This is a genomic window from Chromobacterium subtsugae (genome assembly GCF_001676875.1).
In the GTDB taxonomy this organism is placed as follows: Bacteria; Pseudomonadota; Gammaproteobacteria; order Burkholderiales; family Chromobacteriaceae; genus Chromobacterium; species Chromobacterium subtsugae.
The window spans coordinates 113,563-125,833 of sequence record NZ_JYKA01000001.1 but is presented as its reverse complement, the minus strand read 5'-3'; the positions used below and the strand labels follow the sequence as shown (position 1 = coordinate 125,833).

The following is a 12,271-nucleotide window of genomic DNA, read 5'->3' as shown; positions in this document are numbered from 1 at the left end:
CGCACGTTTCCATCTCGAGGCTCGAGACAGGGAAAAAAGACGTGCGGGGAGCTTGACCAGTGCGAGACGTTAGACGATACTGAACTTGCTTAGGGTTATTAATACCGTCTGGTCTTTATCGCACGGGCAATAGGGCACTTCTCTACATTTAGGGGGTGTCCTTTTTTGCTATGTAGCCATAGGTGTTCCTTTCACGTTTTCTCGTGATGTTCTCGTTGCATTTCCTCTAAATTCTAGCTGTCGACTGCTTGATGCGACAGCAATTTTTCTGCGTAACATGCTGTTTTTTCGTAGAAACTATATTCTACGAAAAATTATGACATTGGAATTTTGTGGATGAATGATAAAGCTAGCTCCGAGGATGAACTTAAGCCAATTTTTGTCGTGGATGCTTCTTTGGATCCCGGGATTTTTATCCGAAGGAGATTCCGGATTTGCGAAGGAATAATGGGTAATTTTCAATGAGTTACTGAGGTGTAAGTCGGGGATTGGATATTGGGGGAGTTGGCAGGCTTTGCTTTTTATCCTGCAGTGAACTGAAATGAAAAACACAGAACAGATGAAATCTATTCTGTGTTGTAATTTTGATACGACATGCTATTGAATTTGCCGTTGGGGTTTTGATGGAAGGCTTTTTTTATCGACTTGGAGTGAGTTGCAATTTATTTGCCTTGAGCTGTCAATAACCTTGCCTCCCTACAACACCTCCCTACATGTTATTTCGCTTTGAAATCCAGGCACACCGAGTTGATGCAATATCTTTCCCCGCTTGGCTCCGGGCCATCTTCAAAAACATGGCCCAGGTGGGCATCGCATTGAGAGCAGCGCACTTCCACGCGCACCATGCCGTGGCTGGTGTCGGTGATGCGCTGGATGTTGGCTCCGGCGGCCTCTGCCCAGAAGCTGGGCCAGCCGCAGCCGGCGTCGAATTTGGTGTCGCTGTGGAACAGCAACGCGCCGCAGCAGACGCAGAAGTAGTCGCCCTGCTTGTGGTGAAAGTAGTGTTCGCCGCTGAACGGACGCTCGGTGCCGGATTGTCGGGCCACGCGGTATTGCTCCGGCGTCAGTTGGGCGCGCCATTCGGCGTCGGTTTTCTCTATGGTCATGGCGGGTGTCCTTGTGTCGTCCCGCCCGGCGGGCCGGGCGCTTGATGGTGGGTCGCCGCGCGGGCGGCTTTCTTACCGGAGGCTAACAAAAATCCTGCCGCGGCGGCGGATTCACTGGATTTCATCCAGCGCGCCGGAGAGGTGCGATTCATCGGCCCAGCGCCGCAGCGTCCAGCTTCCATCCTGATAATCCAGCCAGTTCAGCGCGGCGTTGGGAATGGGGAAGTCGCGCTTGTCTTCCAGCGGCTTGGCGGTGGCGGCGCGGTACATGATGTCCAGCACTCCGCCGTGGGTGACGATCAGCACGTCTTCGCCGGGATGCAGCGCGGCGATGCTGGCCATGCCATCCAGGACGCGGGCGCGGAAGCGGCGCAGGCTTTCGCCTCCCTCCAAGTCATAGTCGGGGTCGCGCGTTTGCTGGCGTTGGTAAATGTCCGGAATGCGTTGCGCCGCCTCGGCATAGGTGAGGCCCTGCAGCGCTCCCATATGGCGCTCGCGCAGCTGCGGCGTGTCGAGGGCTGCCAGTCGCAGCTTGTCTGCCAGGGGCGCGGCGGTCTGGCGGGTGCGGGTGAGGTCGCTGACGTAGAGCGCGTCGAAACGGTGCTGGCCGGGCGAGAAGGCGCGGGCCAGCTGGATCGCCTGTTCCAGGCCGGTGTCGTTGAGGGGGATGTCGGTGTGGCCTTGCAGCCGGTATTCGCGGTTCCAGTCGGTTTCGCCGTGGCGAACCAGGCAGAAGCGGGTCACGGGCTGAGTCATTGTCGCCTTTCTCTGAGCATTACAGGATGCCGACGCCGGACAGCTCGCGCGCCAGGTTGGCGGCGTAGTTGTCGGTCATGGCGCCGACGAAGTCCAGCACCTTCATATAGGCCTGATACAGGCTGTCGCCAGTTTGAATATGGCCGTCCAACAGGCCCATCGCCAGGTGTTCGCGCGGGGTCAGATCCTTGCTGTCCTTGGTGATGAAGGCGTGCACCGCCGGCACCAGCACATTGAGGATGGTGGCGATGCAGGGGTAGGAGGCCAGTTCGGTCACCAGCTTGGTGCGGTGGCGGTATACCTTGTGGCTGGCCAGGTCTTTGGCTTGCAGCAGCGCGTCCTGCACCGCCGGCTCGCAAAGGTTGATCAGATCCTTGGCCGGAAACTCGCCGCGCAGCAGCGAGGAGTGGTGCATCATGAATTTTTCCGCGACCTCGGTCACGCAGCGGCCGATGGCCACGCCGCGCAGCGTGCCGCATTTCTGGCGGACGTCGTGCACGCCCCAGACGCGCTCGTGTTCGGCAAAGCCGGAGAACAGCGTTTCGAACTCCTTGAAGTCAAGGATGCCGATTTCCACCGCGTCTTCCAGGTCGAGTATCGCGTAGCAGATGTCGTCGGCAGCTTCCATCAGGTATGACAGCGGGTGGCGGCTCCATTGCAGCGGGCTGTGCCTGAGCAGGCCCAACTCTTCCGCCACGCGTTCGAAATAGGGCAGCTCGGTGCGGTAGAGGTTGAACTTGTCGCGCTCGCGGGCGAGCGGCGCGTCGGAGGTCCATGGATATTTGATCAGCGTGCCCAGCGCGGCGGAGGTGAGGCGCATGCCGCCCTCGCCGCTGTACATTTCCAGCGAGGCCAGCATGCGCAGGCCATGGGCATTGCCTTCATAGGTTTGCACATCGCGGATTTCCGCCGCCGACAGGCCGTTTAGCCAATGCGCGTTGCTGTCGTCGCGGAACCAGTCGCGCAGCGCGTACTCGCCGGTATGGCCGAACGGCGGGTTGCCGATGTCGTGCGCGAGGCAGGCCACCTGCACCACGGCGCCGATGTCGTGCGGGGTGTAGCCGGGCGGCAGCAGGCCGTCGTGCTCCAGCATCACGCCGACGCGATTGCCCAGGCTGCGGCCGACGCTGGCCACTTCCACGCTGTGGGTGAGGCGGTTGTGGGTGTGGTCGTGCCGCGCCAGCGGGTGCACCTGGGTTTTGCGGCCCAGGCGGCGGAAGGCGCTGGAAAACACCACGCGGTCGTGGTCGATGTGGAAATCGGTGCGCAGCCCGGAGCCGCCTTCCTGTGTGGCCGGAGTGCGGGTTTCTTTCACTTCGCCCTGGATGATCTTGAAGCGGCGGGTGGAGAGCAGTCGCTCCCAGTTCATGCTTGGATTCATGGCGTGGCCCAGGTTGGATTCCTTATCGATGATATGGGCGAAGGCCGCAAAACAAAAGAGCCGGCATGGAGCCGGCCCGGTTTGGCGCTTGATTTAGTGCCGGCCGGTCTGGTGGCCGATCACGCCGCCGACGGCGGCGCCGCCTATGGTGCCGATGGCGTCGCCGCCGGTCAGCACCGATCCCAGCACCGCGCCGGCGGCTGCGCCGATGGCGGTGTTTTGCTGGCGATGAGACATATTGGCGCAGCCGGACAACAGGCTGATGGCGATGAGCGCGGCGGCGGCCAGCCTGATGCGGGGTTGGGCTATGGTCGTGTTCATATTGTCCTACCATTAAACGAGTGGTTTACACTGGCTTTGGCTGCGCGTAGGGGCAGTGGTTCCGGTGTTTGTGTTACTGATTGTTATGCCGGGATAGGCATCGGCCCGTACGATTGGCGGGCTGGAGTCGCGGCGTCTTGGGAATTTTCCGGCTGGCGCGGGGCGGGGGGCGATGCCGCCTTTACCGTTATTATTTTATTTAGTACAGTTCAGCGCTTTTCCACGTGTTTGGCGCTTGCCCCGACGCTGGGCGCGCGTCGGTTGCGGAGCCTTGCACGCGGAGCCGCGCCGCTGCTCAGGGCCGTCATGCATTTCACTATTTTCGATACCCCGGTGATCCGGGAACTGTTCCGCTGGCTGTCCCTGCTGCTGTTGAAGCTGAGCGGCTGGAAGCTCAAAGGCGAATTTCCCGCCTTAGACAAATACGTGCTGATAGGCGCCCCGCATACCAGCAACTGGGATTTCCCCATCACGCTGGGCCTGTGTTTCGCCGCCCGCGCCAAGATCTACTGGATGGGCAAGCACACGCTGTTCAAGGGGCCGATGGGGCCGGTGATGCGCTGGCTGGGCGGCATTCCGGTGATGCGCCACCAGAACAACTCCCTGGTGCAGCAGATGGTGGATGTCTACGGGCGCAGCAGCAGGCTGGTGGTGGCCATTCCGCCCGAGGGCACGCGCAAGGCGGTCAAGGAGTGGAAAACCGGCTTCTACCATATCGCCCACGGCGCAGGGGTGCCGATCGCGCTGGCTTATTTGGACTACAGCCGCAAGGAAGGCGGCTTTGGCCCGATGTTTACGCCCAGCGGCGATATCGAGCGCGACATGCCGCTCATTCGCGCTTTTTATGCCGATAAGGTAGGGCGCTATCCGGGCTGAGGGTCGGTTTGGCGGCCATGGCGGCGCAGTCTGTAGACTGCGCCGTTTTTCATGGCGCGCGGATTTCAGTCGGCTTTGTGCTCGAACAGCGTCTTCCAGCCGGCCGCGCCCAGCTGGCGCATGGTTTCGATATTGCGCTCGTAGATGGCTTCGGCTTCCGGAAAGGCGGCCACCGCGCGGTCTATGCTTTCTTCGCGTATCAGGTGCAGGGTGGGGTAGGGCGAACGATTGGTGTAGTTTTCCACGTCGTTTATGCCAGTGCCCTCAAACTGGAATTTGGGGTGGAAGCTAGCGACTTGCAGCACGCCGTCCAGTTCCAGCTCTTCGACGATGGCGTCGGCGATGTCCTGGAAGTCGTTGAAGTCGAGGAAGCGTTGCAGCACCTTGGGATGAACCAGCAGCGTGGTGTCGATTTCCTCCGGGTCGGCCTGAGCCAGCAGCTGCAGCTCGTCGGCCAGCTCTTCGGCCAATTGCTGGGGCGTGCTCGCCTCGCTCACCCGGATGCGCACCTGGTTCTTCACGTACACGGCTTTGGCGAAGGGGCAGAGATTGAGGCCGATGACGGCTTTCTCCAGCCAAGTCTTGGTGGCGGCGATCACGGTTTCATGGTCTGGCATGGTTGGCTCCGGTTGGGGTGGCGCAGCCCGGCGGCGGGCTGGAATGCAAAAAACCCGGACATGTCCGGGTTTTCATCAAGCTGATGATCTCTCGGGGAGATTACATCGGCTGGATGTTGGAGGCTTGCTTGCCCTTCGGGCCGTCGACGATGTCGAAGCTTACGCGCTGGTTTTCAGCCAGGGTGCGGAAGCCTTTGGCATTGATCTGGGAGAAGTGAGCGAACACGTCGTCGCCGCCTTCGTCCGGGGTGATGAAGCCAAAACCTTTGGAGTCGTTAAACCACTTAACGGTACCGGTTGCCATTTTGTTAAATCCTCAAAACGAGCGTTGAATAAAAGGCACGAAGATCAAGGGAAATGGCGACTGAGGTACGGCCTATGCCACTACGACAACTACACATCCACAACTTGAGCATCCTGCGGGAGGCATAGTGCCTCTAGTTGCCGCCCATGGCAAGCGTTTTCTTCAGGAATCGCCTGTTTTTACGAATCTTTAATATGTCTGCCCAGGACATTTACATTTTCTTGCGGCTGGCCGCGCGACGGCGGTTTGTCCTGCGACAGTTTCTGCGTTGCATATACTGAATCATCCACGATCCGGCGGAGAATCTCCTCATGGCCAAGCAGCAGCAGATGCCTGAAATTGTCGATCCGATTGCGTTCCAGGAGTTTCACGACGCCATGCTGGATTACGCGCCGCAGCTTGAGCTTCTGGTGTGCCAGCTGGGCGACGGCTCGGACAATGCCGAAAAGATAGCCCAGCTGTTCCGCATCCTGCACAGCGTCAAAGGCGACGCCAGTCTGTGCCAGGTGCATTTCGTCGAGCCTTATGCCCATGCGCTGGAAACCCTGCTGGACCGCGTCCGGCAGCGCGAGCTGCCATATCTCGAAGTGATAGGCGACGTGCTGCTGCTGGTGATGGACAGGCTGGTGCTGATGGTGGAGGCGGTGTTCAACGGCGAGGCGCTGGACGATTTGCAGCTGCCGACCGTGCTGTCCGCGCTGGAGAAGCTGCCCAAGCTGTCCGCCGACGAAGTGCCGCAGGCCTGCGCCAAGCTGGTGTCCAGCATGATGGGCAAGGTGGCGGCCGCTTCGGCGGCCGACTCAGGGTTGACGAGCGGCACGGGTAGCCGCTCGGAGCGCCGCTTCGCCGACCTGCAGTTTTTCCGCTCGCTCGCCTTGCAGCTGGAACAGCGTCTGCCGCCCTTTTTCGGCCGCACCGAGCGCAATCTGGCGTTGGCGCTGGATACCAATCAGCTGATGGCGCAGCCATTGAACGTGGAGCAATTGGCGGCGGCGGTGTACATGCACGATATCGGCATGATGCTGCTGCCGGAGGCGCTGTGGCTGAAGGTGGGGCGGATGAGCGAGGAGGAGCGGCGGCAGATGAGCGCGCATCCCGGCTGGGCGGCCGGGCTGCTGGAGCGGATGCCGGGCTGGGAGGAGGCTGCCAAGATGGTCAGGCAGCATCATGAGATGCCCGACGGCCACGGCTATCCGGATGGCCTGGCGGGCGGAGACATCTGCGACGGCGCCAGCCTGCTGGCGCTGGTGGACGCGTTCGAATCCGTGATGCTCAAGCATGCGCAGCAGGGCCAGCGCCGTTCCATGCTGCGCGCGGTGGTGGAGCTGAACGCGTCGGAGCGCCAGTTCGACCCGGAGCTGCTGCAGCTGTTCAACCGGGTGATCCGCGCCAGGCTGGAGGCGAGGGCGTCGGTGGGCGGGCGCTGAGCTGATGGCCCCGGCGCCCGGACGGCCAGGCTCAGCGCGCGCCGTGGCGGGCGAACCAATCCAGCATCTTGTGCCAGGCGTCTTCGGCGGCCGCGCGGTTGTAGCCGGGGCGGTAGTCGGCGTTGAAGCCGTGGCCGGCGTCCGGGTACACCACGATATCGTCGTCCTGGCCAGCCTGTTTCAGCGCGGCGCGCATCTTTTCCACCGACGCGAGCGGAATGCTCTGATCCTGGCCGCCGTACAGGCCCAGCACCGGAACCTTCAGCGCCGCGGCGATATCCAGCGGATAACGCGGCATATTGGCGGTGGCCGGCCCTTCCAGCTTGCCGTACCAGGCCGCGGCGGCTTTCAGTTCGGCATTGCGGGCGGCGTACAGCCAGGTTTGGCGGCCGCCCCAGCAAAAGCCGGTCGCCGCGGCGCGCTTCAGGTCGGCGCCGTTGGCGCCGGCCCAGCGCCAGGTGGCGTCCAGGTCGCTCTGCACCTCGCTGTCGGGGACTTTGGCGACGATCTCGCGCAGCAGGGTGTCGGTGTCCGGGGCCAGCGCCGGGTTGCCGTGGCGGAAGTACAGTTCGGGCGCCACTGCGAAATAGCCCAGCTTGGCCAGCCGGCGGCACAGGTCGCGGATGTGCTCGTGCACGCCGAAGATCTCCTGGATCACGATCACCAGCGGCAGCGGGCCGGCGGCGTGCGCGGGTTTGGCGTAATAGCCGGCCATCACACCGTTGCCGGTATCGATGGCCGGCGCGCCGGTCTGCAGCGCCTGGCTGTCCGTCAGGATCGCGCTGGCGGCGATGGGCTGCGCCGCCAGCGCGAAGCCCAGGCTGCCGGCGCCGGCGAGAAAGCTGCGGCGTGGGAGGATGTCGTCCTGCTGGCTCATGTCGTGCTCTCCTTGTGGCGGCGCAGCGAGGGAGCGGCGCGCGCGAAACTTGAATAAAATACTATTGGCTGCGATAAGCAATTTTGAAAGCTCCGCCGGCATGCCGCTGGCGCAACCTCAGCAAGTGGAATATGACGGATTCGTCTCCAAAGGTAAAACTCCCGCGCAATTTTTTGCGCGCGGGACAGCAGACGCCGGTGGACGTGTATGCCAAGAACGGCGTGCTGTTGCTGAAGCGGGGCCATTACGTGCTGACCGAAGAGCAGCGCGACCGCCTGGCCAGGCTGGGCCATGGCGAAAGCGATGAAGTCGAGGCCAGGCTGGAGCGCGAGCGGCTGGAACGCGCCGCGATGCGGGAGAAGGAGGCGGAGCAGCAGCGCAATAGCTCCAATCCGCTGCAGGAAATGGCGTTTCTGCTGCGCCGTGCCGAAGGCGTGCTGCTGCATGGCCTGGCGGTGCGCGACCTGGCCGGCAGTCTGCTGGACATGGCGGACGGCCTGCTCAACATCAGCCGCCGCCATCCCGACGGCGTTCTCGCCAGCGTGTTCCTGCTGCCCTACCAGGACATAGGCAGCGCCCAGAGCGCCCACGTGGCGGCGATATTGGCGGTGCTGGGGCGGCGGCTGGGTTTGTCCGACGCGGAACTGAGGCCGATGCTGGGCGCGGCGCTGAGCATGAACATCGCCATCACCGGCCTGCTCAACCAGCTGGCCAGGCAGGCGGAGCCGATGAACGCCGACCAGCAGGGGCTGATGTTCGCCCATCCGGCGCTGGGGTCGGCGATGCTGCGCGAGGCCGGGGTGGTGGACGAGTGCTGGCACCAGCTGGTGCAGCAGCATCATGAGCAGCTGGACGGCGATGGCTACCCGCTGGGCCTGGCCGGCGACGAGGTGGCGCCGGACGCGCTGCTGTTGCAGATGGTGGACCTGGTGTGCGGCTGCGTGCACCAGCCGCAACCGCAGCTGCCGGCGCTGGTGCTGGGCAGCCTGTTCCGCGGCGAACTGGGGCGGTTTCCACCGCAGCATGTGTCGCTGCTGGTGAAAGAGCTGGGCATCTATCCGCCCGGAAGCTTCGTGTTGCTGGCCAGCAATGAGGTGGCGGTGGTCACCCACCGCGGCGACAAGGCCAATACGCCCAGGGTGGCGGCGCTGCGCAAGCTGGACGGGCCGCCTTACGCCGATCCCTTGCTGCGCGACAGCCGCCAGCCGGCCTACCAGGTGCTGGAGCCGGTCGCGGCGACGGCGGCGGCCACCAAGCCAGCCTACCTCTACAAGCTGTGGTACAAGCCCTGAGCGGCTATGGCCGCGGGCCGGCCAGCCGCAGCGGCCGCACCGCCACCCGGCTTAGATCCGGTATCTTCCAGACCCGGCGCATGTGGCCGAAGTCGCGTTTTTGCTCATCGCCCAGCTTCACTTCCGGCAGGAAGGACATTTCCAGCTGCACCTGGCCCAGGTAAACGGTTTCGCCCGCGTCCAGATGGAAGGGCGCGTCCAGCCGGAACTGTTTCATTTTCAGGTCGGAGCCGAAGACGCCGTCTTCGGACCAGTGCCCCCATACGCCGGCCAGCCGGTAGTCGCCGGGCGGCAGGTCCAGCAGCACCAGCTTGCCTTCCACCGGCGACATGCCTTCCTCGCCGAACACCGTGTCGGTCAGCAGGCTGGCGGCGTCCTCGGCCGCCACCCGCCCTTGCGCGTCGCGGACGCTCATGCCCACGGTGGCGAGGTCGGGGTTGAAGGCCTTGCCGGTGAGGGACAGGATGGCGTAGGCGCGGCCGGGCGGCGGCGTCAGCGAGCCGCGGAGGCGGTCGGCCATCGACGCGCAGCCGGACAGCAGCGCGAACGCGAGGCACAGCAAGGCGGAGCGTAGCATGGGGCGTCCCTTCGGCGGACTAAGCGGCCGCGGCGTCGAAAATCATGCAAGTGGTGGTGGCGTGGGCGTACAGCCGGCCGGCCGCGTCCAGCAGCTTGCCTTCGGCGGTGGCCATGCGGGCGCCAGCGTGGATGACCTGGCCGCGGCAAACCAGCCTGCCGTGGCGCGGCTGCACCGCGCGCACGAAATTCACTTTCAATTCCAGCGTAGTGTAAGCCCTGCCGCTCGGCAGCGTGGAGTGGACGCTGCAGGCCATCGCGGAATCCAGCAGCGTGCTGATCACGCCGCCATGGACGCTGCCTATCGGATTGAAGTGCGATTCGTGCGGGCGGAAGGCGAATTCGACCTCGCCTTCGGCGGCGCGGACGAATTCGAAGCCGAGCAGTTGCATGATGGGCGGCGGCGGGATGCGGCCTTGCTCCATTTCCCGCAGGTATTCCAGGCCGCTGAGGGTGCGGGCGGCGCGGGCGCCTATCATCGGGTCGTCCCACTGGACGATGAGGCTGCGTTCTATGGTGCTGGGGTCTTGCATGGGCGCTCTCCTGGGCGGCAAGGCTTCAAACTTGCCACCGCGGGAGCGCAATCGTCAATGATTATGACGTTTGGGCGGCGCGCATCGCCAGGTGGGGCTCGACGAAGGCCAGCAGCCGTTGCGGCAGCCAGTCTATCCGGCCGGGGAAGGGGCCGGTGGCGAAGCCGACGTGGCCGCCGTCGTCGGGGAAGTCCAGCGTCACCGCCGGCGATACCTGGCTGGCGTCCGGCAGCGCGCTGGCCGGCAGGAAGGGGTCGTTGCGGGCGTTCAGCACCAGCGTCGGGCGGAGGATCTGGCCGAGCCGGGGCTTGCTGCTGGCCTGGCGCCAGTAGTTGAGCGCGGTGCCGAAGCCGTGCAGCGGCGCGGTGACCAGATCGTCGAATTCGATGAAGGTGCGGGCGCGGCTCAGCTTGCCGGCATCGAACAGGCCGGGATGGCGCTGCAGCGATTCCAGCGCCTTGGGCTTGAGCGTGTCCATGAACATGCGGGTGTACAGCAGCTTGCCCAAGCCGCGGTCCAACCGGGTGCTGGCGGCCACCAGGTCCAGCGGCGCGGAGACGGCGGCGGCGGCGCAGGGCAGCGCGGCTTCGCCTTCCTCGGCCAGGTAGTTGAGCAGCATGCTGCCGCCCAGAGACACGCCGACGGCGGCGATGGCGGCGAAGCGCGCCGACAGGCGCTGCAGTATCCAGCGCACTTCGGCGGCGTCGCCGGCGTGGTAGGCGCGCGGCAGCGGGTTGTCCACGCCGCCGCAGCCGCGGAAGTGCGATACCACGCCGTGCCAGCCGCGCGCCGCCAGCGCCTGCATCAGCGCCTTGGCGTAGTGGCTGGCGCTGCTGCCTTCCAGGCCGTGGAACAGCACCACCAGCGGCGCGCCGGGCTTGCCGTCGACGAAATCGAGCGCGATATGGCCGCCGTCCGGCGTGTCCCACAGCTCGCGGCGGTAGGCGGGCGGCGCAACCTTCACGGCCAGCGCCGGCCAGATGGTCTGGGCGTGGCCGCCGCGCAGCCAGCGGGGGGCGCGATAGCTCATGGCGCCGGCTTGATCGCGGACTTGGGGCGGAAAGCCTTGACTACCGTCTCGTGGGTTTCGATGTAGGGCGCGCCTATCAGGTCCAGGCAGTAGGGCACCGCGGCGAAGATGCCGGGCACTTCCACGCTGCCGTCGGCGCGGCGCAGGCCTTCCAGCGTTTCCTGGATGGCCTTGGGCTGGCCGGGCAGGTTCAGGATCAGGCTTTGCTTGCGGATCACCCCGGTCTGGCGCGACAGAATCGCGGTGGGCACGAAGCGCAGGCTGATCTGGCGCATCTGCTCGCCGAAACCAGGCATTTCGCGGTCGGCCACCGCCAACGTGGCGTCCGGCGTCACGTCGCGCGGCGCCGGACCGGTGCCGCCGGTGGTCAGCACCAGCTGGCAGCCCTCGTCGTCGACCAGCGCCTTCAGCGCGGCTTCGATGCCGGGCTGCTCGTCCGGGATCAGCCGGCACACGGTTTCAAACGGGGTGGCCAGCGCGCGCGCCAGCCAGTCCTGCAGCGCCGGCAGGCCCTTGTCCTGGTAGACGCCCTGGCTTGCGCGGTCGGAAATGGAAACCAGGCCTATCTTCAGCATCACTCGTCGTCCTCTGCCTCGTCCTTTTGCCAGATGCGCGGCTTGCCCGGCTCGGGGATCTGCTCCTTGATCAGCTGGTACAGCTGGCGGAAGGCCTTGGGCGGCTTGTTGTCCTGCTTTTCCTTGCGCGACTGGCGCACCAGCGAGTGCAGCTGCTTGGGGTCGGTTTCCGGGAAGCTTTGCAGGAACAGCGGCTGGTTGGCGTCGTCTGCCATCAGCTTGTCGCGCCAGCGCTCCAGCAGCTTCTGCCAGGAGATGTGCTCGGAGGATTCGCCTTTCAGGATCTGCAGGTATTGCTGGATCGGCTCGGGATCGACATTGCGCATCAGCTTGCCGATGTACTGCAGCTGGCGGCGGATGGCGCCGTGGGCGGTGAGGCGCTTGTGTTCCAGCAGCGCGGAGAGCAAATCTTCCGGCAGCGCCATTTTCTTCAGCGTATCCTTGGACAGCTCGACCAGTTCGCTACCCAGATCCTGCAGCGCGTCCATGTCGCGCTTGCGCTGGGATTTGCTGACAAAGCCGTCATCCTGGCCGTCGTTCTGGTAGTCGCTCATTGTTGCTAGGTCTCAACTCGGTTTTCAAGGCTGGTATGATACCGGA

General features: G+C 64.2%; 15 protein-coding genes. 3 read left to right on the top strand and 12 right to left on the bottom strand.

The window, feature by feature from the left end:
* Positions 1-716: 716 nt before the first annotated feature.
* The 4 genes from msrB to MY55_RS00610 form a co-directional block, all read right to left on the bottom strand.
* Positions 717-1,106 (bottom strand): peptide-methionine (R)-S-oxide reductase MsrB, encoded by a 390-nt coding sequence (gene msrB / locus MY55_RS00625; RefSeq protein ID WP_043574680.1) that lies wholly within the window; start codon positions 1,104-1,106, stop codon positions 717-719.
* A 111-nt stretch (positions 1,107-1,217) separates the two neighbouring features.
* Positions 1,218-1,862 (bottom strand): histidine phosphatase family protein, encoded by a 645-nt coding sequence (locus tag MY55_RS00620; RefSeq protein ID WP_043574683.1) that lies wholly within the window; start codon positions 1,860-1,862, stop codon positions 1,218-1,220.
* 19 nt (positions 1,863-1,881) lie between these two features.
* Positions 1,882-3,231, bottom strand: coding sequence for a deoxyguanosinetriphosphate triphosphohydrolase (locus MY55_RS00615; protein ID WP_043574685.1), 1,350 nt, complete (start codon positions 3,229-3,231; stop codon positions 1,882-1,884).
* Positions 3,232-3,336: 105 nt separating this feature from the next.
* Positions 3,337-3,564, bottom strand: coding sequence for a glycine zipper 2TM domain-containing protein (locus tag MY55_RS00610; protein WP_047239142.1), 228 nt, complete (start codon positions 3,562-3,564; stop codon positions 3,337-3,339).
* Between the two features lie 306 nt (positions 3,565-3,870).
* Between MY55_RS00610 and MY55_RS00605 the strand changes: the two genes are divergently transcribed.
* Positions 3,871-4,440: a lysophospholipid acyltransferase family protein gene (locus MY55_RS00605; protein ID WP_043574690.1), complete on the top strand. Its 570-nt coding sequence runs from the start codon at positions 3,871-3,873 to the stop codon at positions 4,438-4,440.
* A gap of 65 nt (positions 4,441-4,505) precedes the next feature.
* On the opposite strand, the gene MY55_RS00600 is transcribed toward MY55_RS00605, so the two are convergent.
* Both MY55_RS00600 and MY55_RS00595 read right to left on the bottom strand, forming a co-directional pair.
* Positions 4,506-5,057, bottom strand: a complete 552-nt coding sequence (locus MY55_RS00600; protein WP_043574693.1) for a DUF1415 domain-containing protein — start codon at positions 5,055-5,057, stop codon at positions 4,506-4,508.
* A 100-nt stretch (positions 5,058-5,157) separates the two neighbouring features.
* Positions 5,158-5,361 (bottom strand): cold-shock protein, encoded by a 204-nt coding sequence (locus tag MY55_RS00595; RefSeq protein ID WP_043574695.1) that lies wholly within the window; start codon positions 5,359-5,361, stop codon positions 5,158-5,160.
* Between the two features lie 311 nt (positions 5,362-5,672).
* Here MY55_RS00595 and MY55_RS00590 point away from each other — a divergent pair, with 311 nt between their 5' ends.
* Positions 5,673-6,788 (top strand): HD domain-containing phosphohydrolase, encoded by a 1,116-nt coding sequence (locus MY55_RS00590; RefSeq protein ID WP_047238613.1) that lies wholly within the window; start codon positions 5,673-5,675, stop codon positions 6,786-6,788.
* 31 nt (positions 6,789-6,819) lie between these two features.
* On the opposite strand, the gene MY55_RS00585 is transcribed toward MY55_RS00590, so the two are convergent.
* Positions 6,820-7,665, bottom strand: a complete 846-nt coding sequence (locus MY55_RS00585; protein WP_047238612.1) for a dienelactone hydrolase family protein — start codon at positions 7,663-7,665, stop codon at positions 6,820-6,822.
* A gap of 197 nt (positions 7,666-7,862) precedes the next feature.
* Between MY55_RS00585 and MY55_RS24365 the strand changes: the two genes are divergently transcribed.
* The gene (locus tag MY55_RS24365) at positions 7,863-8,957 is read left to right on the top strand and encodes an HD-GYP domain-containing protein (protein WP_268988525.1); all 1,095 of its coding nucleotides are present in this window, start codon (positions 7,863-7,865) and stop codon (positions 8,955-8,957) included.
* Between the two features lie 4 nt (positions 8,958-8,961).
* Here MY55_RS24365 and MY55_RS00575 read toward each other — a convergent pair whose 3' ends face one another.
* The 5 genes from MY55_RS00575 to yjgA form a co-directional block, all read right to left on the bottom strand.
* Positions 8,962-9,534 carry a hypothetical protein gene (locus MY55_RS00575; protein WP_047244577.1) on the bottom strand — a complete coding sequence of 191 codons (573 nt, stop codon included), beginning with the start codon at positions 9,532-9,534 and terminating at the stop codon, positions 8,962-8,964.
* 19 nt (positions 9,535-9,553) lie between these two features.
* Positions 9,554-10,066, bottom strand: coding sequence for a PaaI family thioesterase (locus MY55_RS00570; RefSeq protein WP_047238611.1), 513 nt, complete (start codon positions 10,064-10,066; stop codon positions 9,554-9,556).
* Positions 10,067-10,127: 61 nt separating this feature from the next.
* On the bottom strand, positions 10,128-11,096 hold the full coding sequence (locus MY55_RS00565) for a YheT family hydrolase (RefSeq protein WP_043574709.1): 969 nt from the start codon (positions 11,094-11,096) through the stop codon (positions 10,128-10,130).
* Entirely contained in the window at positions 11,093-11,671 is a 579-nt protein-coding gene (gene mog / locus MY55_RS00560; protein ID WP_043574711.1) for a molybdopterin adenylyltransferase, read from the bottom strand. Before mog ends, MY55_RS00565 begins: the two co-directional genes overlap by 4 nt.
* Positions 11,671-12,225 carry a ribosome biogenesis factor YjgA gene (gene yjgA, locus MY55_RS00555; RefSeq protein ID WP_043574712.1) on the bottom strand — a complete coding sequence of 185 codons (555 nt, stop codon included), beginning with the start codon at positions 12,223-12,225 and terminating at the stop codon, positions 11,671-11,673. The genes mog and yjgA overlap by 1 nt, the downstream gene beginning before the upstream one ends.
* Between the last annotated feature and the right edge of the window lie 46 nt (positions 12,226-12,271).

Excerpts from the sequence above, each read along its gene's own strand:
- mog (WP_043574711.1), bottom strand. The coding sequence starts at position 11,671 with ATGCTGAAGATAGGCCTGGTTTCCATTTCCGACCGCGCAAGCCAGGGC.
- MY55_RS00615 (WP_043574685.1), bottom strand. The coding sequence starts at position 3,231 with ATGAACTGGGAGCGACTGCTCTCCACCCGCCGCTTCAAGATCATCCAG.
- MY55_RS00585 (WP_047238612.1), bottom strand. The coding sequence starts at position 7,665 with ATGAGCCAGCAGGACGACATCCTCCCACGCCGCAGCTTTCTCGCCGGC.
- MY55_RS00620 (WP_043574683.1), bottom strand. The coding sequence starts at position 1,862 with ATGACTCAGCCCGTGACCCGCTTCTGCCTGGTTCGCCACGGCGAAACC.
- msrB (WP_043574680.1), bottom strand. The coding sequence starts at position 1,106 with ATGACCATAGAGAAAACCGACGCCGAATGGCGCGCCCAACTGACGCCG.
- MY55_RS00595 (WP_043574695.1), bottom strand. The coding sequence starts at position 5,361 with ATGGCAACCGGTACCGTTAAGTGGTTTAACGACTCCAAAGGTTTTGGC.
- MY55_RS00605 (WP_043574690.1), top strand. The coding sequence starts at position 3,871 with ATGCATTTCACTATTTTCGATACCCCGGTGATCCGGGAACTGTTCCGC.
- MY55_RS00565 (WP_043574709.1), bottom strand. The coding sequence starts at position 11,096 with ATGAGCTATCGCGCCCCCCGCTGGCTGCGCGGCGGCCACGCCCAGACC.
- MY55_RS00600 (WP_043574693.1), bottom strand. The coding sequence starts at position 5,057 with ATGCCAGACCATGAAACCGTGATCGCCGCCACCAAGACTTGGCTGGAG.
- MY55_RS00570 (WP_047238611.1), bottom strand. The coding sequence starts at position 10,066 with ATGCAAGACCCCAGCACCATAGAACGCAGCCTCATCGTCCAGTGGGAC.
- MY55_RS00590 (WP_047238613.1), top strand. The coding sequence starts at position 5,673 with ATGGCCAAGCAGCAGCAGATGCCTGAAATTGTCGATCCGATTGCGTTC.
- yjgA (WP_043574712.1), bottom strand. The coding sequence starts at position 12,225 with ATGAGCGACTACCAGAACGACGGCCAGGATGACGGCTTTGTCAGCAAA.
- MY55_RS00610 (WP_047239142.1), bottom strand. The coding sequence starts at position 3,564 with ATGAACACGACCATAGCCCAACCCCGCATCAGGCTGGCCGCCGCCGCG.
- MY55_RS00575 (WP_047244577.1), bottom strand. The coding sequence starts at position 9,534 with ATGCTACGCTCCGCCTTGCTGTGCCTCGCGTTCGCGCTGCTGTCCGGC.